Consider the following 23,660-nt stretch of genomic DNA (forward strand, 5'->3'; position numbering starts at 1 on the left):
GAACCTAAAGGAGTAGCTCTTTGGCTAGAATTAGTATTGACATGGTCAGTACAAACCACCCAAAGCCTTTTTTCAGATTTTTTTCGTTGATGAACTTATTGAGGTATATCCCTGCAAAGATACCTAAAATAGAAATAAAAGAGAAAATAAATAGGAAGCTCCAATCAATATCGATATTGCCTATATCACCTGTAAATCCTATAAGTGAATTGATAGCAATAATAAATATAGAGGTTCCTACTGCTTTCTTCATTGGCAATTTGGCAAGATAAACCAATGCTGGAATGATTAAAAAACCTCCGCCGGCACCTACAAGACCTATGAGAACGCCTACCATAAAAATCTGAACTACGGTTATAATCGGGTTTGGAGGAACGGTTGATTTTTCTGATTTATTATTTCGAATCATGGAAAGCGCAGCCATCAGCATTATGATGGCAAACAATATCATGATAAATAGATTTTTTGTAATGGAAATTTCTCCGATCGAAAATAAAACTTCGGGAATATTCGGGACAATGAATTTTCGGGTCAGGTAGATGGCAGTTAAAGAAGGAAGAGCAAATTTCAATCCGGTTTTTACTTCTACAAATCCCTTCCTATAATTCTGCACTGTACCAAAAGCCGAAGTAGTCCCAACAATAAATAACGAATATGCAGTAGCAGTGACAGGATGGATTCCCAAAAGATAAACGAGTACAGGAACTGTGAGGATAGAGCCGCCTCCACCGGTCAGACCTAGAACCAGCCCGATAGCGAGTGCTCCTAAATAACCAAAAAATACTTCCATTATAAAAGATTGAAACTATCCAGTAAATGTATTAAAACTATCCCATCCTTTCTTGTTGATTATAGATTTTAAGTTGTTTTGCCTGGCTTCAGCCAGTTCCATTTAATGTTAAATAGGTGCTTAGCAAACATTAAATGCTTAATTTTGAAAGCTTAATCAAAATTACACATGATAAAAAATTATTTTACTGTTTTATTTTTACTCTTTTCTGTTTACTTTTCTTATGGACAAGTAGTTATAAACGAGCTCGATTCTGATACGCCAAGCATTGATGATAAAGAATTTGTTGAGCTTAAATCAGCAACGCCTAATTTTTCGCTCGACGGATATGTACTTGTCTTTTTTAATGGAAATGCTGAATCGGCAAGTACAGGAAATAAAAGCTATCTGACAATTTCTCTAAATGGTCTTACGACAGATGCCAACGGATTAGTATTGATAGGAAGTAATGGAGTTTCTCCGGTTCCTCAACGAATTATTGCCGACAACCTGATCCAGAACGGAGCAGATGCCGTTGCAGTGTATCTGGGTTCTGCAACAGATTTTCCTGATGGTACTTTGGCGACTACGACAAACCTGATTGATGCTTTGGCCTATGATACTAGTGATCCGGATGCAACCCAGCTTATGGCATTGCTTGGATTGACAATTCAGATTAATGAAGATGAAAACGGGCAAGGAGCAACCCAATCCATACAAAGAAAACCTGACGGAACTTATGAAGTAAAAGCGCCTACTCCGGGAGCGAATAATGACGGAAGCGGTATTGCTTTTAACGGAATATCTATAAGCGTTCCATCGCTGGTATATACCGAAGGTGAAAGTTTTCCAATTACATTTTCAACACAAACAGCGGTAACCAGTGATTTGACCTTTACCAATACATTGACAAACGGAAGCTTTAATGCTGCCGATTTTACAGCTAATACCAATGTGCTGATTCCTGCTGGGTCGACTACATTTACAACTACTGTCCAGCTTGTTGACGATGCGATAGATGAAGGTGACGAGGTTATGAAAATCAAGTTGGGAACCTTACCGGCTGGTTATGTAAGAATGAATGACAATATTGAAGTCAGAATAATAGATAACGATTTTTCGGTTTCGCCTTGGGGAACACCTTTGAATCCGACGCATGGAGTGGTAGCAAGCACAGCACCGGCAGGATATTATGCTTCACTTGAAGGAAAATCTGGAGCCGTATTAAAGCAGGCTGTTCAAGATATTATTGCTAATCCAGCTGTAGTAAGAGCCCATAATTATGGTGATATTATTACTATTTTGAAAACAGCAGACCAAAATCCATTAAACAGCAACGAAGTTTGGTTAATGTATAAAGAAGTGAGCCGTTCTAAATTTCTGTTTCAGGATACCGGAAGTGGAGTAGGAAGATGGAACAGAGAACATATTTATCCGCAATCAAGAGGTGGATTTTCAAATGGAACTTCTGATACTCCTGATGGAATTAATGTTTGGGTGCCGTCTGATGCCAATATGTTAAGCCACGGACACGCAGATGCCCACCATTTAAGAGCCGAAGATGGCCCGGAAAACAGTTCCCGAAACAATAAAGATTATGGGCTGACAGACTATAACGGATTTGCAGGAAATGCAGGAAGTTGGAAAGGCGACGTTGCCCGTGCCGTGTTTTACATGAGTGTTCGATATAACGGACTAAATGTAGTAAATGGAAATCCGCCCGATTCAACTGTAGGACAGTTGGGAGATCTTGCCACATTGCTTCAATGGAATGTGAATGATCCTGCTGATGATTTCGAAATGAACAGAAACAATTATATCTATACCTGGCAGCAAAACAGAAACCCGTTTATTGATTATCCTTATTTGGCTGATTATATCTGGGGAAGCAGGGCAGGAGAAGCTTTTTCTCTTTCCGCTCCTGATTTTTCAAATCTTAAAGTGTCGATATATCCTAACCCGGCAAAAAGCCATATTACGATTGCAGGTTTAAATAATCCGGCAACTTTAGAGCTGTTTTCTATTTCAGGACAAAAATTGTTTTCTGCTGATTTTTCAGGAACATCAACCTTGCAGATTAATCTGGCTTCAGGATTGTATATAGCCAAAATCCTTTCAGAAGGAAAAACAGCTATCCGAAAGATAGTAATCCAGTAAGTAATAATAAAAAAGTTTACAAAGAGCTAATGATTAATTTTATTAGCTCTTTGCTATTTCTAAAACATTCTGAAGCGTAACAGGTTTTGTAAAATAACCAAGAATTCCGTTGCAGTTTTGGGATCTTTCTTTGTCTGAACAGGCAATAGAGGAACTCACAATATAAATGGATACTTCTTTAGGAAACAGATTTTTTACTTTCTGGAACTGTTCCATGAAATTCCATCCATCCATTACTGGCATTTCAATATCGAGCATAATAATGTCCGGAAACTCTTCAGGCTGATGGACTAATCCCGTTAATCCGTTGATGGCTTCAGCGCCATTTGGAAAAGACAGTATTTTACTTGCGGTTTCTGATTTGTGGATGATTTTTTTGGTTATTGTTTGATAAATAGGGTCATCATCGATAAGACATATTATCTGATTCATTTAAAGTAGATTTTGAAGGTAGTTCCTATGTTGGGTTCGCTTTCAACGGTTACAGTTCCGCCCATAGCATCGATTTGGTTTTTGGTAATGAAAAGCCCTATTCCTTTAGAGTCGGGATTTTCGTGAAATGTTTTGTACATCCCGAATAGCTTGTCACCATATTTTTTCAGGTCAATTCCAAGTCCATTGTCAGAAATCTCCAAAACGGTTCTGTCGTTTTCGATATAACTGTTTAGGATAATGACAGGATTTCGCATAGGATGACAATAGCGAATGGCGTTGGATATAAAATTGAGCAGTATGCTTTCCAGATAGGCCGGATTGTAGTTTACAAAGATTTCTGGCGACACATTATTTTTTATAACCGCTTTTTTGAATGCAATCTGCTCCGAAATAATATTGACTATCCTGTCAATATTATCTTTTATATTCAGGTTTTCGAGAATCAGGTTGATATTGGTCTGAATGTTAATGACCTCATTCAGATTGAGCATGGTTTCGTTTAGTGTGTTGGAAACATTTTGCAACATTTTGACAAGTTCGTTACGTTCTTCTTCCGTTTCTGCTGTTTCAATAAGTGTAGAAATGGACTGAATGTTGCTGGTATGCGAACGAAGGTTGTGAGAAACGATATAAGAAAAGTTCAGTAGCCTTTTATTTTGTTCGGTAACCAAATCCAGAGAGTTATTCAAATCTTTTTCTGCTTCCTTACTCTTAGTAATATCAAGCATAATACCTTTTAGTGCAACTGGGATGCCATTTTCGTAAATCACATTCACAATATCACGAATCCAGAGTATAGAACCATTTTTGGCAATCATCCTATATTCGAAGTCATATTGCAGGCTTTTTTGAGATTCTATGGCACAATAATTTATGGCCCAATGCTTATCGTCCGGATGTATCGTATTGGCCCAGAAATTACCGTCACTATACCATTCTTCTTGGGTATAGCCTGTGATTTCTTCGGCTTTTTTATTGACATAGGTAAAGAGATAAGTATTATAATCACACTCCCAGACAATTCCATCAATCGTATTGATTAACGATTCCATTTTTTTCTGCGATTGTATCACTATTTCTTCAGAAATCTTTCGTGCCGTGATATCTTCTGTTGATATGATTATCCGTTCAAGCGTTTCCTCATAACCTGGCATAACGCTCCAACGAAGACTGATGTCGCGGTATTCCCCATCAATTTTCCTTACTTTTGAATCGATAGTAAGTCGTGTTTCGCCCTGAGTAATGGCAAGCAGCTGCGCCTTGAACGAATCCATAGCATCGTTATTCAGCACGTCTCCCAATCGTTGCATGAGGTCTTCCTTTGTTTTAGGATAATGCAATGTCAGACATTCGTTGTTTACATTGATTATTTTTACAAGCGAGATGCATTTTTGGATAACTTCCGGATGTGTGTCAAAAAAGACTTTTATTTCTTCTCTGCTTTTTCCAGTCAGCCCTAATTCTTCCAGATAATTTTTCAGATAAGAGAAATCCTCTTCCCATAATGCAATAGGCGAATCTTCAAAAAGGCTTTTAAAACGTATTTCGCTTTTTCGGATAGCATCTTCCGCTTCTTTTTTTGAGGTAATATCCTCTACAATCGAAATATGGGAACTTGGCTTTTCTCCTTCTTGCCAAAGAGGTGAATAGGTAATGTTTACCCAAATAAGCTTGCCACTTTTATGGATGTATCTTTTTTCTATATTAAGTTCTCGAATCTCACCATTTTTAAGTCTTTCGAGTTGCTTGAGATTGTCTTCGAGATCGTCTTTATAAGTAATGTCCTTGAAAGTCATATTTCTCATTTCCTCAAACGTATATCCGAGCATCCGCGAATATTGGTCGTTTACTTCAATAAGGCACCCGGCTACAGAGTCAACATGCGCAATCCCAACAGCAGCCTGGTCAAAAATAGATTTGAATTTTATTTCGTCATTAAGAATCTTGTTTTTCTGTTCCCGTACCAGAAGTTGCAGCTCTGCCGGTTTTTTTAAAACATTGGTTAAAAAAAGAGAAAAGATAAAACAGCATAATATTGCGAGTACTAATGCAGGACGTATTTCGATAAAAAGTCCATATTTGCTTTTGCTTATAAGATATATTTTCCAATTTCCGTCTGGAATTGACAGTACCTGGAAGTATTTATCGTGAAAGTCTTCTTTGTTGGGAAGGAAAAATTCCGTTTCGCCTGTTTTTGGGTTTACTTTTGAAAACTGAAAGTAATATTGGGAGTCTTTGATGGAATTTATTCCGGAAGATTTAAGTAATGTTTCGAGCTTTACTATCACTGCAGAGAATCCCCAGAATTTACCTTTTCTGTAGATAGGAAACCGGCCTATTACTCCGAGTCCGCCTTGTTTTAATTCTAAAGGGCCTGCAAAATGGATTTTCCCTTTTTGGATGGTTTCCATGGCTTCCTCTTTGACAGAATTGGCATTTAATATATCAAAATTAATCAGGTCAGGATTGTTAGGATACGTATATTTGATTATTCCATTTGGAACTAATTGTACGGCATCAATATTGGGATTGGAATCGACCAGTACTTTTGCCAGAGCATCAAAATTTTCAGGTTCACCATCTTCATTGACAATCATGGCCAAAGAAACTGTTGTAGTATGGCAGTTTTTAAGGGAATAACTCAGATTTTGTTGTACAACATGGAGAATATTTGACATTTCTCTGTGTCTATTTTCCTTGACAACTTCAAAACGTTTTAAAACGATAGGACTAATTAAGGCAAGTAGTAGGAGAAAAACTATAAGGGTGCTTAACCTGGGCTTTGATATAAACCAGCCAGTTATTTTTGACCATTTGTTCTCTATTTTCATCTGGGCTGGAATCTGTTTATTCTGGAGACTAAAATATAAATTAATATTTAATTTTGAAGCGATTAGCAGGAATTCCGTTAAAGGGAAAGACAAAAAAAAATAGCCTTCTGGCTATTTTTTTGTAGTTATTTGTTAATAAGAAGATTAGCTTTTTTTATAAAACCAGCTCAGAAAACAAACGTTCAGAAATTTCTTCCAAATTATTGCATAGGCCAGGGTGTGGTCTTGAAGTTTGTACTACGGAACTTCTTACAGCAGTCATCCATCGGAAGCGAGAAGGCACATCAAAGGCCGCAATCGGGCCTCCATCTTTAGCGCCTTGTGCAATTTTTACAAAGGCCTGCAGATTTTGTTCGAGCTGTTCATAATCGAGTTCATCTGAAAAAAGTTCAAGCTTCGCTACATCTATTTTATAAAGAACTTTGATGTACTGCTCTTTTTTACAGAAGACGATGATTCCCGTATTGACAAATTCTTCGCGCTCAACTTTTGGCACGATACGAATCACGGCATATTCATATAAGTGTTTGTCTTGCATCTTGAGCAGCTTTTATAAAAATTTCTGAATTGGCTAAACGTGTAATTAAAAAGCTGGAGTAGGTATTTCGTATCTGCTCCGGCGTTTCTTCTGAACCTTCCCATTGCAGCCATTCTTCAGGAATCAGGCCTACAATTGAACGAATTTTATCTTCTGTAAGTAAAGACTTAAATTCTTTGTTTGTTTCTTCCAATCGGGATGCTTTTGGCAGTAAAACGTGATCCTTAATTAAAGCAAACGGACTCTTGGCGCTATTTTCCCAATTGCTCCATGAATGATGAAAATACAAACAAGCGCCATGATCAATCAACCATAACTCTTTATGCCAGATAAGCATGTTTGTATTCCTGAATGTACGGTCTACATTGGTTATAAAAGCATCCAGCCATACAATTTTTGAAGCAAGTTCCGCATCAGTTTCGGTAACTATGGGGTCAAAAGTGATGGCTCCGGAAAGAAAGTGGAGGGCAAGATTTAGTCCCTGGCTTCCTTGTAATAAGTCCTGAATTTCCTCATCGCCTTCGGTTCTTCCAAAAGCTTCATCAAGATTTGCGAATACTAGTTCTGGTACTGCTAATCCTAGTGCACGGGCAATTTCGCCTCCTATTAATTCGGCTATTAGTGCCTTTACGCCATGACCGGCACCTTTGAATTTCAACACATATTTAAAACCGTCGTCTGCATCTGCAAGAGCCGGAAGCGAGCCTCCTTCTCTCAATGGAGAAATGTATCGGGTGACATTGACTGTTCGTAACGAAAATGGATTATCCATAAGTTTTTTCTTTGATACAAAAATAGCGCATCGAAACGGATGCGCCATTTTTTTTGAAAATATATTTATAAACTGCCAATAAAGAGTAGCCTGTTTTATGCTGCCTGTTTTAGTTTGTGATAACTCACATAAGAAAGCATGAGTACTCCTAAAACTATAAGCGGGAAGATAGCCTGAAAGCCAAAACCATCTACTGCTGCATGGCTTGCGGATGCACCAAGAAAATCGAAAGTAAATCCGGCATAGGCCCATTCTTTCAAACGATGTGGTACAGCGGGAATAATTAAGACAAGTGCTCCCAATACTTTAAAAACGGTAATAATAACTCCAAAATATTCAGGATATCCCAAATGACGGATACCTTCTTTGGCTAATTCGGTTTGTGATGTCAGAGCTGGCATCACACCTTCAAATAAAAAGATCAGGATGGTAGTAACCCAAAAGATAATTCGATGTTTTTTCATGGTAGTTTTAATTGATTGTTAGTTTTATTTAGCTATAACAGCAATAATTTTTCTGACTTGTTCTGTATGTCGTTGCGCATGAAATAGCGAGAAGTTGATCCATTCCAGACGGGTTAGGTGACCAAAAACAGGCAATTCAAAACCCATGCAGGTTTTTGACAAATCTAATGAGTCAATGAGCTGTAGGGTGTCTTTTTTAATAGCTTTTAATTTGTCGAGTTGCTGCTGTTTGTCATGTAGGGTTTCCACTGGAATAATAAATTCCGGTGCATCCAATTTGGTGCTGAAATCTAAAAAGATCGATTTCATAAGAGGTATTTTTTCGTCTATCGCTCTATCCGTTTCGCCTACATTTTCTGGAAGTAGGTTTTTGAGTCCCGAATTTGCTTTCAGAATATGTTCCATTACCTGGCCCACAGACCAGCTATTTTCTGCAGGGTTTTTATCCCATAAGCTGTTATCAACAGATAAAAGCAGTTTTTCAAAGCCGTCATAAGTTGCATTGGTTGTTCCAATAAGCGCGGCAGTATCAAAGTTATTAGTCATAGGTTTTATTGTTTGTTATTTTTATCCAAAATTAGGTTGGCCGTAGCAATTTTATGCTGTGTAAAAAAGACAATAGGGAGGGGAGATTGCGACAAGCTGTCGTTTTCCCGAATTCGTTATCTTTGTACAGTGATAGAAAACCTTTATGTATGGGACGACGCAATGAAGCCAATAGGCTGGAACATAAAAAGAAAACAGACCATAAAAAGAAGCGGGAGCAGGAGGCTGAGAAGCAAAGAAAGAATAAGCTGAAAGAAATTATCAAAAAGAATAATGCTTCTAATGAAGCACAAACAGAATAAAATGGATAGCAAAGCCTTCGAAGAATTAAAGAAAGACGTACAGGAAATCATTGACCTGTTAGCAAGTAAACAAAATAAAGAAGCCAATAACAAACTGGTTGAAGTAAGCGAAAATCTTGATGAATTATTAGACCATGCCGAAGAAGATGAAGAGCTTGTAGAGCTAGGTCGTTATATGGTATTGCTGAATCAGCTGCACCAAAAAATTAATGCCTAATAAGATGGGCCAGCAATTAATCTGCCCATGTGGTTCGGGTTTGCTATTTGCCCAATGTTGCGAACCTTTCATCAACGGAACCCAGAATCCTCCAACTGCAGAAAAACTGATGCGTTCCCGTTACAGCGCCTATGCTGTGCAGGCTGTAGATTATCTTATCGCAACTACGTATAGTTCAACAAGAAAGAATCATTCAAAATCAGATATATTGGAATGGTCTAAATCCAACCAATGGCTGAAACTGGAAGTATTGGATGCAACAGAGAATACAGTAGAGTTTAAAGCCTATTTTTTAGACAGTCGTCTTAAAGCGCAAATGCACCATGAAAAATCATTTTTCAAAAAAGAAAATGAAAGGTGGTTTTATGTGGATGGTGAATTTTTTGAATAAAGTTTTTATTAAGCTAGAAATATAGTGGCTCTGCGACTTTGCGAGTAATTATTTTCACGCAAAGACGCAGAGCCGCAAAGAGATTAAAAAAAGAAATGCCCTCCAAAAGGTGAAGGACATTTACTAACTCTCAAAATAACCCCCTCTTATTTTAAGGTCTTAGGGTATTGTTTTTTTTGGAAAAAAATTGGCTCCTGATATTATAACCCAATAATAATTCAGGAGCCGGTGTATAAACTAGTAAAAATATGAACTACTTATTGCTTAGTACCCTGAAAAGTGTAGGTGAGATCTGTAGCAGATTGCTCCTGTGTTTGTACTAATAATGTTTTGCTGCTAATAGTGTAGCTAAATGTACCCTCAGGAATATTACCATCACCAAAGATAGCTTGATTACTAGCATTGTATACTTTCATTGTTTTTGAAGTATAGTTTGAATAGGGCTCTCCGCTTTTTGGAGTAATTTTTAAATGAGTACCATCAACTTTAGTAACGATTAAAATTGCATCAAAATAGGTTGGTGCATCTCCTCCAAGTGGATCTAAAGTTCCTTTGTATGTACCTACAGCAGTATCTATACTTCCGCCACCACCTGGTCCATTATTACTATCATCACTACTGCATGATGCTAAACCAAATAATGCAATTGCAATAATTCCTGCTGTTTTTAAAATTGACTTTCTCATTGTTTTAATTTTTTTTTAGGATTTGTGAATACAAAGTTATAGGGGTGGTATTTGGCATCCTATACCTTAAAACGAGTATATTTTTCTACCTGTTTTCAGGTATTTTTTAATCGAAAATTTAAAAATTTAACATAAGGTGTCATTTAAGTTAATATTTTTGTGAGGCTATGAAAAACAAATTATTACTCCCGCTTATCTTATTGATATCGCAGGCATTATATTCTCAAAGGGTATATACGCTTGAAGATGATCAGACCTATACCGATAGTCTGATACAACTTATTAAAACAACACGAATTGACAGTGTTAAAGGCATTACTGGTTTTAGACTTGCCGATTTGTACAGAAGAAGTAAAAAAAACGAATTGGCAGACGAACAGCTAGCTATTGCGAATAAAATTGCTCCAAAATATCCTTTTTTAAAAGATGTGGGTGTTTATTATAATTCCACTAAATATCTAAGTAAAGGAGATATTGAAAACTTTGAAAAGCAACTAAGTCTTGCCAACACCACGCTCAAGAAATACACCACAAAAGAGGCGTATGCCTTGCGAGCCTATATAGTAAGAAACCTGTCAATCATTCAACAGATTCATAACAACGAAAAAGAGGCGATGCGTATGCTCATAGAAGAAGCGATGCCATTAGCCAAAAAAAGCGGAGACTATGAAGTACTAAGCGGACTGTATAAGTCAGTTGGTATCATTTTTATGAATAATGAAGAAAGGGAAAAGGCAGATGATTACCTTAAATCCGCAAAAGAATATATTGAAAAAGCATCCCGATCATCCTATACTTATAAAGAGACTAAGGCAGAAATCTATATTATAGATGCGGAAAACCTATGCCATATTGGAAGACTGACTGAAGCGAAAAAATCACTTGATGCGGCCTATGCGATATTAAAAAACTATCCAAAGTCTAATATGAACGGTGGGTATTATTTTTCTGAGGGTTATTATTTCTATAAGGTAAAGCAATATGAAAATGCATTAAAAAGTTATGATAAGGGAATAGCTAACACCACGCTCTTTCAGGATATATATTCAGCAAATCGTCTGAAATTTGCTAAGTATCCTGTGCTAAAAGCAATGAATAGATATGAAGATGTTAAAAATATATTGGTTAACCTGATTGAGGATAAAAGTTCTTTTGCTATTGATGAAAAAAGATATAGTCTGGAGTTGGCTGATGCATATGAAAAGTTGGGAGATATTAAAAATGCATATAAATACAAATCAAGATATATTGTTCTTAGTGACAGCCTAAATGAAGAAGCTTCCAAGGACAAGATAACCGCACTGGAAGCAAAATTTAATAAGGTTGAAAACGAGGCAAAAATTGCCCAATTAGAAGCTCAGCGAGAACGAGATAAACTTATCGCAGAAAATAATAAATTGTATTATGGTTTACTGGTTGCTATTTCAGTTGTATTGCTATTATTGGTAATCTTCCTTTGGAACAATTCAAAAAACCAGAAAAAAATAGCGGTTGAGCATGCTAAAAATTATGCACAGAATTTGCAAAGCCTTAAAGACCAGAAAGAGATTGAAGTGATGCAGGCCATGATTAAAGGTGAAGAAGAAGAACGAAAAAGAATTGCCAGAGACCTTCATGACGGAATAGGAAGTATGCTTTCGTCACTAAAAATGAGATTCATGAAAGTGAACAGTGCTTCAGAAACGGTTAACCTTAATGAAATTGAAAGTATGAACACGCTGCTCAATAATTCGATTACTGAATTGCGACAAGTTTCCTATAATCTCATTCCGGAATCGCTTCTTAAATTAGGGCTTGAACATGCACTCAGCGATTTGTGCCATATGCTAAAGACTGACGATATTCATATTGACTTTCATGCCAACAACATTAAAGAAGATATTCCGGAAAGTATTCAGATTACTATTTACAGAATCGTGCAGGAACTTCTTAACAATGCCCTGAAACATTCTAAGAGCAGTGAGATTTTAGTGGATTGTAGCCAGAATCAATCTGTATTTTTTATCACAATTGAAGATAACGGCATAGGGTTCGATCTTGAAAAAATGAACGAGTTTAATGGCCAGGGTCTTAAGAATTTGAAAAATAGGGTGGAGCTTCTTAACGGAAAAATAGAAATTGATTCTTCACACGAAAGAGGAACGGCATTTAATATTGAGTTATCTATTTAATCAGACATGACCATGATAAAACCTTATAAAACAGTAATCGTTGACGATCATCCTATAGTAAGTGAGGGATTACAAGTGCTTTTTTCGCAGTCTAAAGAAGTAGAAATAATCAGGAGTTTTAAGACCGGAGCTGCATTGCTGGACTATGGAAGCCTGGGAAAAGTTGATATTATTTTATTGGATATTTTCCTTCCGGATATCAACGGAATCGATTTGTGTCTGAAAATCAAAAAAAGCTACCCGAAAATTATCATTCTGGCTATGAGCAGCCAGTCGGAAAGAAGCATTGTTCTACAAATGATTAAGAATGGTGCCAATGGTTATCTGCTTAAAAGTGCTTCATTGGATGAATTTAAGAGCTGTATTCATAAAGCTATTGAAGGCGAATTGGCCTTTAGTAATGAAGTGAAGGGAATTGTACAAAAAACCAATATTCATGACCTTAAAGCTATTCCAAGGCTAACACGTAGGGAGAAGGAAATACTGTTGCTTTTAGCGGATGGAAAATCGACTCAGGAAATATCAGACGCTTTGTTTTTGAGCTATCTGACCGTACAGACACACAGAAGGAATCTGCTAAGTAAGTGTCAGGTTAAAAATGTCGCTGAGCTTTTAAAATTCGCAAAAGAAAATGCTTTGTAGTTAGTTAGCTTTTGGAGAAAGTTTTTCATTTCTATGTGAAATAAAAAATAAAAAGACACTAACAATCAGCAACAATACAATATTCAGAATTGTAGCCGCTCTATAAGCCTCCAGATAGGTTTCGACATTTCTGTCTGGATCTTTTAAGTTATAAAAAAATATACCTCCAACAATTCCCACACCTAAAGCAATTGCTGTTTGCTGAAAGGTTGAATAGGTTCCAGAAGCCATTCCTGCTAAAGAAGAAGGAAGGCTTCGTAAAGAAACGGTCAATAAAGAAGGAAGTACTGTACCACATCCGATTCCGTACACAAAAAAGATTACAGGAAAGAAAGGTCGTGCGGTTACTGAGCCGTCCAGAAGGAATATGTGAAAGAGCAGTGATACAATCATAAGTATAACGCCAAAAATAAGAACGAACTTTCCATACAAAGGAATCAGTCGTATTGACACTAATGAGGCAATGACATATCCAACTCCCTGAAAAACAAAATACAGTCCGGTATTAAAGGAACTGATGCCAAATCCGGTTTGCAGCAATACTACATTAATCAGGAAATAGGAATCCTGAACCATAAAATAAAAGATGGAAGCAAAAAGCCCGACTGTAAAATCCCGATGCTTGAAAATCCGTATGTCTATAAGAGTAAGTTTTCCTTTGTTCTGTCTGATGCGTTGTTGCCAGAAAAATAGCAATGATATTAGGAGTGACAGTCCAAAAAGAGCAAATATCCATAACGGCCAACCGAGTTCTCTTCCCTGTACGATTGGATAAATAAAACAAGCCAAAGTCAAAACGAGCAATGCGGCTCCCAGGCTGTCAAATTTTTGAGTTCGGACTATGGCTGTGTTTTCCAGATATTTGATGGATAAAAAAATGGCAACTATGCCAATTGGTACATTGATTAAAAACAACAAACGCCATCCATCTATAAAGCTATGAATTTCAGGAAGTACGCCGCCTAAAAATTGACCAATAACTGAAGCAGCTCCCGCTATACTACCATAAATACCCAACGCTTTTGTACGGGATTTTTGGTCTTGGAAAAGAACCTGGATATAGGATATGCCTTGCGGTACCATAAATGCAGCGCTTATTCCCTGAATCGTCCGGCCTATATTAAGCTGAATCGTATTTTGAGCCAGTCCGCACAAAAAAGAAGAAAGTGTAAAAGCAGCCATACCAATAATAAAAACAGGCTTTTTCCCGAAATAATCGCCAGCTCTACCGCCGGCAATTAAAAAGGAAGCATAACCCAAAACATACAGCACAATAACCCATTGCATGTCTGTATCTGTTCCTTTAATTCCAATTTTTATAGAAGGTATGGCAACATTAACCACAAAAATATCAATCACTGATAAAAATACAGCGGTTGATACCAATACAAGAAGTGACCACTTCGAAATACTCCTGCCCATAACGCAATTTTTAGTACATTTATGGGTTAAAATTAGGGCGCTTTACTAGCGTCCACAAGTAGTTTATAAAATGATACCTAGTATGAAAAATAATACTAATACTGATTCTCAGTCGGTTGAAAATAAAGAAAATTTTGATTTTTCTGAAAATAATTGTCCTATCAAAAATGTATTCAAAGTAATTGGCGGAAAATGGAAAGTCCCACTCATAAATGCCATCAGTCAGGAATGTCCAAAACGCTTTGGAGAATTGAAGCGAAAGATGGAAGATGTAACTCAGACGACATTAACTCTACAATTAAGAGAATTGGAACGTGACGGAATCATCTGTAGAAAGGTCTATGCCGAATCGCCTCCTCGGGTTGAATATAAACTATCAGAACATGGAATCAAGTTGGTTCCTATCCTAAAAGTTTTAAACGAATGGTGGGACGAATACTGCGAGCATAAAAAAGATTGATTATCCGGAATAATATACATTGTTATGCTTTGCGGCTCTGCGACTTTGCGTGAAATAATTATTCGTAAAGGCGCAGAGCCGCAAAGGTTATTGTTTTTGACAAGTAGATTAATCTAAAGAAAGATGATCCTGACATCGGTCGTAGACAGAGAAACCTTTGTCTGGCAATAGAATACCGATGAGGTTCAACGAAAAATTCATGGAACATTATTCCATCCTCAAATAGTTATCGCCTGGAAGTAATTGTTGACCCCGCTGATGCAGCAACGACAAAAACTACAGCTAAGATTTCGTTGAAGGAAAGGTATTCCTGTAAAAATATAAAAGCACAAATGGCAGCGGCTGCCGGTTCTAAACTCATCAAAATACTAAACGTTCGTGCAGGAAGCCTGCCCAAAGCTTTCATCTCTAAAGTAAACGGAATAGCGCTTGATAAAAGCGCCAAAGCGATTCCCATACCTAAAAACTTAGGAGTAAGACTGTTCAGTCCATCTCCAAAAATTCCAAAAGGCACAACAAGGCAAGCGGCTATAAGCATACCCGTTGCAACAGCTTGATTGCCATCCATCCTTTTTGAAACTTTTCCTCCAATAACAATATAGGCCGCCCAAAAAACACCAGCTAATGTAGCTAAAGCCGCACCCAGAATATCCACTCCGTTTGTTGTCCAGGGAGCAATCAACACAATACCTGCAGCAGCAAGCAATACCCATAAAAAATCAACGGCACGCTTGGAACCCAATACAGCTACCATTAAAGGGCCTATGAATTCTAATGTTACGGCTAATCCTATGGGAATCCTTTCAATTGCAAAATAAAACACCAGGTTCATGGCGCCGAGGCAAAGACCGTAAGGAATTACAAACTTCCATTGCTCTTTGGTGAATTTTGTCAAATTTGGTCTGTAAACCGCCATTAAGATCAACGCCGATATACCAATACGTAGCGATGCTGTTCCCGCAGCACCTATGGATGGGAAAAGTGTTTTGGCTATCGCTGCTCCCGATTGTACGCTGATTATAGCAAAAAGTACAGCAGGAATAGGAGGTATGTTGATGTTTCTGAGTCTCATAGGAAGATTGCGTTTGCGTAGGCAAAATTACAAAATTGCAAGGCAGAATAACGAGTTGTCAGGATTTTTGCGAATTTGTTATAAAACTTTATAAGTTTGTTGAAGGAACTCTTATATTTGGCAACGAAGACCGAAAAAAATACTCCATGAAGAAAATCTTGTTTGCACTATTTGCTTTCGCATCTGTAAGTGCTGTCGGACAAACTAATAATTCATCAAGCGATACCATTCCTTTAGTTATCAATAGCCAAAATACAATCTATGTCAAGGCCGTTTTTAATAAAACCGATACTTTAAATCTGAATTTTGATACAGGCACGACAGAATTAGTACTGACAAACGATGTCATGAAAAACAAGTTGAAAGTCGCGCCTGAGCTTTATAATACATTTTACGATGTTAGAATAGGCAAGCATGATTACGCTACAAAAGTGTATGATGCTGAATTGACCGGGCATGGTACTGATGGAAGATTTGGCTGGGATTTATTCAAAGGTAAATTCGTAGAGTTGAATTATAGTAAGAATATCATGGTGGTGTATTCTCAATTGCCTAAGTATGTTTTGAAAGACAATGCATTTTCAAAACTTGGAATTACTTTTTTTAAGGGACTTGTTTTTGTAGAAAGCAAAATTTCGCACGATGGAGTAGACAATACGGCTTTATTTTTATTTGACTCAGGATATCAAAGAACAGCGATGCTTGACAATGATTTGCTCAAAGAAGGCAATTTTCCTACTGACAAGATGAAAGTGATAAAAAAAGTAATCATGAGAGGCGCACAAGGAAACGAGGTTCCAGTGATTACATCTGATTTACAGCTGCTGAAAATTGGAAAATATGAATTAAAAGATGTTCCTGTACAGCAAATCACATCAAATAAGCCATTACACGGAGCCAATATCCACATTCTTGGAAATGAAGTATTAAAAAGATTTGACACTTTTCTTGACTTCCAAAATAATGTTATCTACTTGAAGCCAAATCATCTTTTCAATGCAGAATATATTGAGAAAAGCTAATAGCTAGCCATTCACTTTTGATCACTTTTTATGTATTGGTTCAGAATAAATTACACTGAAAAAAACATTTTTGGAATCAATGATAACGTTTTCGAAACATTTACTTGTTAAAGCGTAGTGAAAATTCTTTTTTTGTTTCAATACTTTGTTTACTTTTGGCGGCAAATGAAAAAGCTATTTGCATTATTCGTATATGTCTCTTTACTTCTGCTAAGCGGAGGGCAATACCTTAATGCTGCGACGCAACCAACTTCACATTCGTCTCATACTTTTCAGAAAAAACACAGGGTAAAATTTACCAATCAAGACACAAGCAATACTTTAATTGAAGATGCTGACCTAGATCTTGATGAAGGTCATCCCGGAGGAGACGATCTCAAAGACGGAATTTGGAATAAACTTTTCATAGGAAATTATAGCTTATCTGATAACTGGTACGAGACAATCTACTGTCAACCTATACTAGACCGTTATCAAAAGAATTTTAAAACCTTCGCGCCATTTTGTGGCCAATCAAATCCTATTTACATTACCCATAGGGTATTACGTATTTGATTAACTCCAATATATCGGTCGCCTAAAGTGTGATCATTATATTTTGTAGTTGTTATTTACTCACTTCTTCAGAATGGCTGTTCATGCGTAACCATGGTTACTGATGTTTTATTACACCTAACGGAATCATCGCATTCCAAGCATTCAATCGCTTAATTTCCATTTTTCACCTAATGAAGAAAATCATCCTAACAGGCATCATTGCCTTGTTGTGCCTTGCTAGTTGCACAACTAAAAAAGTAGAAAAAGAAGAAGCCGATAAATTTACAGTTACCAGCCCTGTAAAAATCGACACTACTTTTACTAAAGAGTATGTATCGCAAATCAGATCGGTACGTAACATAGAAATCCGTGCTCAGGAGAAAGGATTCTTACAAAACATTTATGTTGATGAAGGCCAATTCGTAAAAGCAGGACAATTGTTATTTAAGATTATGCCTAAAATGTATGAGGCAGAATTGCTTAAAGCTCAGGCAGAACAAAAATCGGCCGAAATAGAATTACAGAACACCAAAATTTTAGCAGATAAAAACGTAGTTTCAAAGAATGAACTGGCAGCAGCCCAGGCAAAACTTCAGGCAGCAAAAGCAGAAGTATCGTTAGCAAAACTTCATTTGTCATTCACAGAAATCAGAGCTCCGTTTGACGGAACCATCGACCGTATTCCATTAAAACTAGGAAGCCTTATCGATGAAGGCGAATTACTGACTACTCTTTCAGACAACAGCCAGATGTTTGCGTATTTCAACGTATCTGAACCGGAATACATACAATATCAGACTAACGTAAAAGACCGTGCAGAAACTAAAGTAAACTTGATTTTAGCCGATGGTCAGCCATTTAAATTCAAAGGAGACGTAGAAGTAATCGAAAGTGAATTTAATAACGAAACCGGAAATATTGCTTTCAGAGCCCGATTCCCAAATTCGACCAAACTTCTAAGAAATGGGGAAACAGGACAAGTACAAATGCTAGTACCTCTTAAAAATGCAATCGTAATTCCACAAAAAGCTACGTATGAAATCCAAGACAAAAAGTATGTTTTTGTTGTAGGCAAAAACAACGTACTGAGCTCAAAAGAAATCACTGTTGGTGGTGAAATGCCAGACTTATATGTAGTCAATAAAGGCATTAACGAAAATGATAAAATCTTATTGGATGGTGTTCAGAAAGTAAAAGACGATGACAGAATCGCTTACGGATATGTAGCTCCTAAAAAGGTAATGAGTAATCTACGATTAAAAGCAGAATAAACGAATTAGTTTATAGTTGATAGGGGATAATCGATAGTGATTAGTTGATAGTGGATAGTTTTTAGTGGATAGTTGACAATTGATAGTGTATAGTTATTAGTCTATTCATCTATCATCTATTCTCTATTGTCCAAAATCAAAAATCCAAAATCACAAATCACAAATCCCAAATCCAAAATCTCATTCTTCTTTAATCATAAAAAATCAAAGTAAATGTTTAATAAATTTATACAAAGACCTGTATTGTCGATAGTGATATCGCTTATAATTGTCTTTTTAGGAGCCTTGTCAGTACTCAACCTGCCAGTGACTCAATTCCCATCGATCTCGCCTCCAAAAGTAAATATAACAGCAGATTATCCGGGTTCTAACGGTGAACTGATGATCAAATCTGTAATCATTCCTTTGGAAAGAGCACTGAACGGAGTACCTGGAATGAAATACATGACTTCAGATGCCGGTAACGATGGTGAAGCAAGTATCCAAGTCGTATTTAATTTGGGGACAGACCCGAACTTAGCAGCAGTAAACGTTCAAAACCGTGTAGCTTCAGTAGTAAACAAACTACCGCCATTGGTAGTAAGAGAAGGAGTGAAGATCACACGTGAAGAATCGAGCATGCTGATGTATGTCAACCTTTATAGTGATGATAAAAACACCGACCAGAAGTTCCTATATAACTTTGCCGATATTAATATCCTATCCGAATTAAAAAGGGTAAATGGTGTGGGTGTTGCCGATATTCTTGGAACCCGTGAATATGCCATGAGAATCTGGTTAAAACCAGACCGAATGCTGGCTTACAAAATTTCTGCCGATGAAGTTATGGAAGCCTTGGCAAGCCAGAGTTTGGAAGCGTCACCAGGAAAAACAGGTGAAAGTTCCGGAAAAAGATCTCAGGCGTTTGAATATGTATTAAAATATTCCGGTCGTTTTACGACAAAAGAACAATACGGAAACGTAGTCTTACGATCCAATCCAAATGGAGAGTTATTACGACTAAAAGATGTGGCCGATATTGAGCTAGGAAGTTCGATGTATGATATCTATTCCAACCTAAACGGAAAGCCTTCAGCAGCAATCGTATTAAAGCAATCGTACGGAAGTAACGCAAGTCAGGTTATTAAAGACGTTAAAGCTAAACTGGAAGAAATCAAGAAAAGCTCTTTCCCAAAAGGAATGAACTATGAAATCAGTTATGACGTTTCTAAATTCCTGGATGCTTCTATTGAAAAAGTAATCCATACGTTGGTTGAAGCCTTTATCCTGGTTGGTATAGTAGTATTTATCTTCTTAGGCGACTGGAGGTCGACGGTTATTCCGGCAATAGCGGTACCGGTTTCTCTTATCGGAACGTTTGTGTTTATGCAGTTCTTCGGAATTACCCTAAACCTTATTACATTATTTGCCTTGGTATTGGCAATTGGGGTCGTCGTCGATGATGCCATTGTCGTCATCGAAGCCGTCCATGCGAAGATGGAAGAAGAACATCTTTCAGCGCGGAAGGCGACTAAACAAGCGATGCATGAAATTGCAGGAGCCATTATTGCGATTACATTTTTGATGGCAGCGGTATTTATTCCGGTAGCCTTTATGTCAGGACCAGTAGGTATTTTCTACCGTCAGTTCTCTATTACTATGGCAACAGCGATTATCCTTTCGGGTATTGTGGCCTTGACGCTAACGCCGGCACTTTGTGCTATCATGTTGAAAAATCATCATGGTAAACCAAAAAAGAGAACTCCTGTAAAAATCTTTATCGACGGTTTCAATAAAACGTTCAACATTGCTTCTGATAAATACCAGAATGTATTAGGGAAAATTGTAAACAGAAGAACAGTAACCTTTGCTGCATTGATTGGCTTCTGTGCCGGAACCTGGCTAATAAGCAGCACAGTTCCTTCTGGATTTATTCCGAATGAGGATCAGGGAATGTTTTATGCCATTATCCAGACACCGCCGGGTTCTTCTTTGGAAAGAACAAACAATGTTGCGGAAAGACTACAGAAAATGGCAGAAACAGTAGAAGGCGTTCAATCGGTTTCAGCATTGGCGGGATATGAAATCCTTACAGAAGGTACGGGTGCTAACTCAGGAACCTGTTTGATTAACCTGAAAGACTGGAACGAAAGAAAACATTCTGTACAGGAAGTAATGGAGGAATTAGAAGAAAAATCAAAAGAAATTCCGGGTGCGAATATCGAGTTTTTTCAACCGCCAGCCGTTCCGGGTTATGGAGCAGCAGGTGGATTCGAATTGCGTCTGTTAGATAAAACAGGTTCTGGTGACTATAAGAAAATGGAAACCGTTACTCAGGATTTTGTAAAAGAATTAAACAAACGTCCTGAACTTTCTTCGGTATTCAGTTTTTACAGTGCGAGTTTCCCTCAGTTCATGCTAAAAGTAGACAACGACTTGGCACAGCAAAAAGGAGTTTCTATTGAAAACGCCATGAACACGCTGTCAACACTGGTTGGTAGTAATTACGAAATTAGCTTTATTAAATACGGATTCAACTATAAAGTAATCGTTCAGGCAGCGCCACAATACAGAGCTTTGCCAGATGACATTTTAAAACTGTATGTCAAGAATAATAAAGACGAAATGGTACCTTTTTCTGCTTTTATGAAAATGGAAAAAGTGTACGGACTGTCTGAAATTACAAGACATAATATGTATACTTCTGCTGAAATCAGTGGAGCAGCTGCGGGAGGATATAGTAGTGGTACGGCGATTAAGGCGATTAAAGAAGTAGCTGAGAAAAAATTGCCAAGAGGTTATGGAATTGACTGGGCCGGTATTTCTGCTGATGAAGTAGCACAAGGAAATCAGGCTATCTGGGTTTTCCTTATCTGTTTAGGCTTCGTTTATCTGGTACTGGCTGCACAATACGAAAGTTTTATTTTGCCATTGTCGGTTATCCTTTCACTACCGGCGGGTATTTTTGGAGCTTTCTTATTACTGAAAATCATGGGACTTGAAAATAACATTTATGCTCAGGTTGCTATGGTAATGTTGATTGGTTTGCTCGGTAAAAATGCCGTGTTGATTGTAGAATTTGCCATCCAAAGGCATGCTGCCGGTAAGTCGGTTTTAGAATCGGCTATGGAAGGAGCAAAAGCGAGATTCCGTCCTATTTTGATGACTTCGTTTGCCTTTATTGCAGGTTTGATTCCGTTGGTTTTTGCAACCGGACCTGGAAAAATTGGTAACAGAACCATTGGTACAGCCGCAGCAGGAGGGATGCTTCTTGGAACAATTTGCGGTGTATTTGTAATACCTGGATTGTATTACATATTTGCCCGAATTGCCGAAAAGCACAAATTGGTGAAAAATGAAGAAGAAAACCCATTAACAGAAGAAATCGATAACAATCATGTTTAAATCCAAAATATACCAATATAGTATTGTCGTAGCGCTTTGCCTTGCCGTAATTGGCTGTAAGGCGCCACAGACAATAGCTGAGACTCCAAGCAAGCCTGTTCCGGAATCTTTCGGAACCAGCAAGGATACGACCAATATGTCGACCGTTAAATGGAATGTATTTTTTAAAGACCCGAATCTTGTGGAGTTGATTGATACTGCGTTGAAAAACAACCAGGAGCTGAATATCACTTTACAGGAAATTGAAATTGCTAAAAATGATGTCCGTGTTAAAAAAGGATTATTGTTACCAACGGTTGGACTTCGTGCCGGAGCCGGACTCGAAAAAGTGGGAAGGTACACAAGCCAGGGTGCAGGTGATGCCTCAACCGAAATCAAACCCGGAGTTGAAACACCAGATCCGTTACCAGATTATACGATTGGTGCTTATGCCAATTGGGAAGTTGATATTTGGAAAAAGCTGCGCAATTCTAAAAAAGCAGCTGTCAACAGATATTTGGCAACCGTTGAAGGAAAGAACTTTGTGATTACAAACCTTATTGCTGAAGTAGCCGATTCGTATTATGAATTGTTGGCTTTAGACAGCCAGTTGGATATCGTTAAACAGACCATTGCTTTGCAGTCCAATGCTTTAGAAATTGTAAAAATCCAGAAGCAGGCGGCACGCGCAACAGAGTTGGCGGTTCAGAAGTTTCAAGCCGAAGTGTTGACCTCAAAAAGTTTGGAGTTTGAAATCCTGCAAAAAATCAAGGAAACGGAGAATAAGATTAACTTTTTGCTAGCCCGTTATCCAGAGGAAATCAAAAGAGACAAAACCAATTTTACCGACTTATTGCCGGCTACTGTAAATTCAGGTATTCCATCACAATTGTTGAGCAACCGCCCGGATATCAAGCAGGCAGAATTAGAATTGGTAGCTGCAAAATTGGATGTAAAAGTTGCCCGTGCCGAGTTTTATCCGTCACTTGATATTTCTGCGGCGTTTGGCGTACGTGCTTTCAAACCGGCATATTTGTTTACATTCCCGGAATCGCTTTTGTATTCTGTGGCAGGTGATCTGGCAGCACCGCTGATTAACAGAAATGCGATCAAAGCAGAATTTAAAAGTGCTAATGCAAGACAACTTCAGGCATTGTACAATTACGACCGTACGGTTTTAAATGCATATCTGGAAGTATCTACACAGCTTTCTAAAATCGAAAACCTTCAAAAAGGCTACGATTTAAAATCGCAACAGGTTGACGCATTGAATAGATCTATTGATATTTCAAACGATTTATTTAAATCGGCAAGAGTCGATTATTTCGAGGTACTGATGACCCAAAGAGATGCTTTGGAATCTAAACTTGAACTAATAGAAACCAAAAAAGAACAACTGAACGCTGTAGTTCATGTGTATAAAAATTTAGGAGGAGGCTGGAAATAGGTTGATTTGTTAGGTTGATTGGAGAACTAGTCAAGGGGGGTTTATTCCTTGGCTAGTTTTTTTGTTTTTTTAAGGGAGATATTAAGATTAACTACTACAAAATATATAAATAGTGTTATAAGTTTTTGTATATTAAGTGTTTAAT

Annotated in this window: 22 protein-coding genes; 12 read left to right on the top strand and 10 right to left on the bottom strand. The window is 37.6% G+C overall.

Annotation, left to right across the window (positions count from 1 at the left end):
* Positions 1 to 4: 4 nt before the first annotated feature.
* On the bottom strand, positions 5 to 790 hold the full coding sequence (locus tag FJA49_RS13505; RefSeq protein ID WP_140001442.1) for a sulfite exporter TauE/SafE family protein: 786 nt from the start codon (positions 788 to 790) through the stop codon (positions 5 to 7).
* A gap of 168 nt (positions 791 to 958) precedes the next feature.
* Here FJA49_RS13505 and FJA49_RS13510 point away from each other — a divergent pair, with 168 nt between their 5' ends.
* Positions 959 to 2,926 carry an endonuclease gene (locus tag FJA49_RS13510; RefSeq protein ID WP_140001443.1) on the top strand — a complete coding sequence of 656 codons (1,968 nt, stop codon included), beginning with the start codon at positions 959 to 961 and terminating at the stop codon, positions 2,924 to 2,926.
* A 42-nt stretch (positions 2,927 to 2,968) separates the two neighbouring features.
* Here the strand turns inward: FJA49_RS13510 and FJA49_RS13515 are convergent, their stop codons facing one another.
* From FJA49_RS13515 to FJA49_RS13540, 6 genes are all read right to left on the bottom strand, one after another.
* Positions 2,969 to 3,358 (bottom strand): response regulator, encoded by a 390-nt coding sequence (locus tag FJA49_RS13515; protein ID WP_140001444.1) that lies wholly within the window; start codon positions 3,356 to 3,358, stop codon positions 2,969 to 2,971.
* Entirely contained in the window at positions 3,355 to 6,039 is a 2,685-nt protein-coding gene (locus FJA49_RS13520) for a PAS domain S-box protein (protein WP_158629490.1), read from the bottom strand. Before FJA49_RS13520 ends, FJA49_RS13515 begins: the two co-directional genes overlap by 4 nt.
* 307 nt (positions 6,040 to 6,346) lie before the next feature.
* Positions 6,347 to 6,730, bottom strand: coding sequence for a DUF3037 domain-containing protein (locus FJA49_RS13525; RefSeq protein ID WP_140001446.1), 384 nt, complete (start codon positions 6,728 to 6,730; stop codon positions 6,347 to 6,349).
* Complete coding sequence (locus FJA49_RS13530; protein ID WP_140001447.1) at positions 6,708 to 7,502, bottom strand: HipA family kinase; 795 nt, start codon at positions 7,500 to 7,502, stop codon at positions 6,708 to 6,710. Before FJA49_RS13530 ends, FJA49_RS13525 begins: the two co-directional genes overlap by 23 nt.
* Before the next feature lie 95 nt (positions 7,503 to 7,597).
* On the bottom strand, positions 7,598 to 7,966 hold the full coding sequence (locus FJA49_RS13535; protein WP_140001448.1) for a DoxX family protein: 369 nt from the start codon (positions 7,964 to 7,966) through the stop codon (positions 7,598 to 7,600).
* 24 nt (positions 7,967 to 7,990) lie between these two features.
* On the bottom strand, positions 7,991 to 8,512 hold the full coding sequence (locus tag FJA49_RS13540) for a DinB family protein (RefSeq protein WP_140001449.1): 522 nt from the start codon (positions 8,510 to 8,512) through the stop codon (positions 7,991 to 7,993).
* A gap of 149 nt (positions 8,513 to 8,661) precedes the next feature.
* Between FJA49_RS13540 and FJA49_RS18500 the strand changes: the two genes are divergently transcribed.
* From FJA49_RS18500 to FJA49_RS13550, 3 genes are read left to right on the top strand one after another with little or no spacing between them, the layout of a single operon-like run.
* A complete protein-coding gene (locus tag FJA49_RS18500; RefSeq protein ID WP_199758389.1) occupies positions 8,662 to 8,814 on the top strand; it encodes a hypothetical protein in 153 nt (50 codons plus the stop codon).
* 1 nt (position 8,815) lies between these two features.
* Positions 8,816 to 9,031, top strand: coding sequence for a hypothetical protein (locus FJA49_RS13545; protein ID WP_140001450.1), 216 nt, complete (start codon positions 8,816 to 8,818; stop codon positions 9,029 to 9,031).
* 4 nt (positions 9,032 to 9,035) lie between these two features.
* Positions 9,036 to 9,422 (top strand): YchJ family protein, encoded by a 387-nt coding sequence (locus FJA49_RS13550; RefSeq protein WP_140001451.1) that lies wholly within the window; start codon positions 9,036 to 9,038, stop codon positions 9,420 to 9,422.
* 257 nt (positions 9,423 to 9,679) lie between these two features.
* On the opposite strand, the gene FJA49_RS13555 is transcribed toward FJA49_RS13550, so the two are convergent.
* Positions 9,680 to 10,108: a hypothetical protein gene (locus tag FJA49_RS13555; protein WP_140001452.1), complete on the bottom strand. Its 429-nt coding sequence runs from the start codon at positions 10,106 to 10,108 to the stop codon at positions 9,680 to 9,682.
* A 167-nt stretch (positions 10,109 to 10,275) separates the two neighbouring features.
* Here FJA49_RS13555 and FJA49_RS13560 point away from each other — a divergent pair, with 167 nt between their 5' ends.
* Both FJA49_RS13560 and FJA49_RS13565 read left to right on the top strand, forming a co-directional pair.
* Positions 10,276 to 12,279: a sensor histidine kinase gene (locus tag FJA49_RS13560; protein WP_140001453.1), complete on the top strand. Its 2,004-nt coding sequence runs from the start codon at positions 10,276 to 10,278 to the stop codon at positions 12,277 to 12,279.
* 12 nt (positions 12,280 to 12,291) lie between these two features.
* Complete coding sequence (locus tag FJA49_RS13565; RefSeq protein ID WP_140001454.1) at positions 12,292 to 12,921, top strand: response regulator; 630 nt, start codon at positions 12,292 to 12,294, stop codon at positions 12,919 to 12,921.
* Here FJA49_RS13565 and FJA49_RS13570 read toward each other — a convergent pair whose 3' ends face one another.
* Positions 12,922 to 14,343 carry an MFS transporter gene (locus FJA49_RS13570; RefSeq protein WP_140001455.1) on the bottom strand — a complete coding sequence of 474 codons (1,422 nt, stop codon included), beginning with the start codon at positions 14,341 to 14,343 and terminating at the stop codon, positions 12,922 to 12,924. It abuts the gene before it with no gap.
* 82 nt (positions 14,344 to 14,425) lie between these two features.
* Between FJA49_RS13570 and FJA49_RS13575 the strand changes: the two genes are divergently transcribed.
* Complete coding sequence (locus FJA49_RS13575) at positions 14,426 to 14,803, top strand: winged helix-turn-helix transcriptional regulator (RefSeq protein ID WP_140001456.1); 378 nt, start codon at positions 14,426 to 14,428, stop codon at positions 14,801 to 14,803.
* A 226-nt stretch (positions 14,804 to 15,029) separates the two neighbouring features.
* Here FJA49_RS13575 and FJA49_RS13580 read toward each other — a convergent pair whose 3' ends face one another.
* Positions 15,030 to 15,875: an EamA family transporter gene (locus FJA49_RS13580; RefSeq protein ID WP_140001457.1), complete on the bottom strand. Its 846-nt coding sequence runs from the start codon at positions 15,873 to 15,875 to the stop codon at positions 15,030 to 15,032.
* Positions 15,876 to 16,021: 146 nt separating this feature from the next.
* Between FJA49_RS13580 and FJA49_RS13585 the strand changes: the two genes are divergently transcribed.
* The 5 genes from FJA49_RS13585 to FJA49_RS13605 all read left to right on the top strand — a co-directional run bounded on the left by FJA49_RS13585 (position 16,022) and on the right by FJA49_RS13605 (position 23,515).
* Entirely contained in the window at positions 16,022 to 16,897 is an 876-nt protein-coding gene (locus FJA49_RS13585; RefSeq protein WP_140001458.1) for a clan AA aspartic protease, read from the top strand.
* 165 nt (positions 16,898 to 17,062) lie between these two features.
* Positions 17,063 to 17,452 (top strand): hypothetical protein, encoded by a 390-nt coding sequence (locus FJA49_RS13590; protein ID WP_140001459.1) that lies wholly within the window; start codon positions 17,063 to 17,065, stop codon positions 17,450 to 17,452.
* A 173-nt stretch (positions 17,453 to 17,625) separates the two neighbouring features.
* Positions 17,626 to 18,705 carry an efflux RND transporter periplasmic adaptor subunit gene (locus tag FJA49_RS13595; RefSeq protein WP_140001460.1) on the top strand — a complete coding sequence of 360 codons (1,080 nt, stop codon included), beginning with the start codon at positions 17,626 to 17,628 and terminating at the stop codon, positions 18,703 to 18,705.
* Positions 18,706 to 18,918: 213 nt separating this feature from the next.
* The gene (locus FJA49_RS13600; RefSeq protein WP_140001461.1) at positions 18,919 to 22,089 is read left to right on the top strand and encodes an efflux RND transporter permease subunit; all 3,171 of its coding nucleotides are present in this window, start codon (positions 18,919 to 18,921) and stop codon (positions 22,087 to 22,089) included.
* Positions 22,082 to 23,515, top strand: coding sequence for a TolC family protein (locus tag FJA49_RS13605; RefSeq protein ID WP_140001462.1), 1,434 nt, complete (start codon positions 22,082 to 22,084; stop codon positions 23,513 to 23,515). Before FJA49_RS13600 ends, FJA49_RS13605 begins: the two co-directional genes overlap by 8 nt.
* Positions 23,516 to 23,660 lie beyond the last annotated feature (145 nt).

Origin of the sequence: Flavobacterium microcysteis (assembly GCF_006385255.1) — a bacterium.
Classification (GTDB): Bacteria; Bacteroidota; Bacteroidia; order Flavobacteriales; family Flavobacteriaceae; genus Flavobacterium; species Flavobacterium microcysteis.

What these genes read in the sequence shown, in the direction of transcription:
- FJA49_RS13505 (WP_140001442.1), bottom strand. Translation starts at nt 790, where the DNA reads ATGGAAGTATTTTTTGGTTATTTAGGAGCACTCGCTATCGGGCTGGTT.
- FJA49_RS13510 (WP_140001443.1), top strand. Translation starts at nt 959, where the DNA reads ATGATAAAAAATTATTTTACTGTTTTATTTTTACTCTTTTCTGTTTAC.
- FJA49_RS13515 (WP_140001444.1), bottom strand. Translation starts at nt 3,358, where the DNA reads ATGAATCAGATAATATGTCTTATCGATGATGACCCTATTTATCAAACA.
- FJA49_RS13520 (WP_158629490.1), bottom strand. Translation starts at nt 6,039, where the DNA reads ATGTCAAATATTCTCCATGTTGTACAACAAAATCTGAGTTATTCCCTT.
- FJA49_RS13525 (WP_140001446.1), bottom strand. Translation starts at nt 6,730, where the DNA reads ATGCAAGACAAACACTTATATGAATATGCCGTGATTCGTATCGTGCCA.
- FJA49_RS13530 (WP_140001447.1), bottom strand. Translation starts at nt 7,502, where the DNA reads ATGGATAATCCATTTTCGTTACGAACAGTCAATGTCACCCGATACATT.
- FJA49_RS13535 (WP_140001448.1), bottom strand. Translation starts at nt 7,966, where the DNA reads ATGAAAAAACATCGAATTATCTTTTGGGTTACTACCATCCTGATCTTT.
- FJA49_RS13540 (WP_140001449.1), bottom strand. Translation starts at nt 8,512, where the DNA reads ATGACTAATAACTTTGATACTGCCGCGCTTATTGGAACAACCAATGCA.
- FJA49_RS18500 (WP_199758389.1), top strand. Translation starts at nt 8,662, where the DNA reads ATGGGACGACGCAATGAAGCCAATAGGCTGGAACATAAAAAGAAAACA.
- FJA49_RS13545 (WP_140001450.1), top strand. Translation starts at nt 8,816, where the DNA reads ATGGATAGCAAAGCCTTCGAAGAATTAAAGAAAGACGTACAGGAAATC.
- FJA49_RS13550 (WP_140001451.1), top strand. Translation starts at nt 9,036, where the DNA reads ATGGGCCAGCAATTAATCTGCCCATGTGGTTCGGGTTTGCTATTTGCC.
- FJA49_RS13555 (WP_140001452.1), bottom strand. Translation starts at nt 10,108, where the DNA reads ATGAGAAAGTCAATTTTAAAAACAGCAGGAATTATTGCAATTGCATTA.
- FJA49_RS13560 (WP_140001453.1), top strand. Translation starts at nt 10,276, where the DNA reads ATGAAAAACAAATTATTACTCCCGCTTATCTTATTGATATCGCAGGCA.
- FJA49_RS13565 (WP_140001454.1), top strand. Translation starts at nt 12,292, where the DNA reads ATGATAAAACCTTATAAAACAGTAATCGTTGACGATCATCCTATAGTA.
- FJA49_RS13570 (WP_140001455.1), bottom strand. Translation starts at nt 14,343, where the DNA reads ATGGGCAGGAGTATTTCGAAGTGGTCACTTCTTGTATTGGTATCAACC.
- FJA49_RS13575 (WP_140001456.1), top strand. Translation starts at nt 14,426, where the DNA reads ATGAAAAATAATACTAATACTGATTCTCAGTCGGTTGAAAATAAAGAA.
- FJA49_RS13580 (WP_140001457.1), bottom strand. Translation starts at nt 15,875, where the DNA reads ATGAGACTCAGAAACATCAACATACCTCCTATTCCTGCTGTACTTTTT.
- FJA49_RS13585 (WP_140001458.1), top strand. Translation starts at nt 16,022, where the DNA reads ATGAAGAAAATCTTGTTTGCACTATTTGCTTTCGCATCTGTAAGTGCT.
- FJA49_RS13590 (WP_140001459.1), top strand. Translation starts at nt 17,063, where the DNA reads ATGAAAAAGCTATTTGCATTATTCGTATATGTCTCTTTACTTCTGCTA.
- FJA49_RS13595 (WP_140001460.1), top strand. Translation starts at nt 17,626, where the DNA reads ATGAAGAAAATCATCCTAACAGGCATCATTGCCTTGTTGTGCCTTGCT.
- FJA49_RS13600 (WP_140001461.1), top strand. Translation starts at nt 18,919, where the DNA reads ATGTTTAATAAATTTATACAAAGACCTGTATTGTCGATAGTGATATCG.
- FJA49_RS13605 (WP_140001462.1), top strand. Translation starts at nt 22,082, where the DNA reads ATGTTTAAATCCAAAATATACCAATATAGTATTGTCGTAGCGCTTTGC.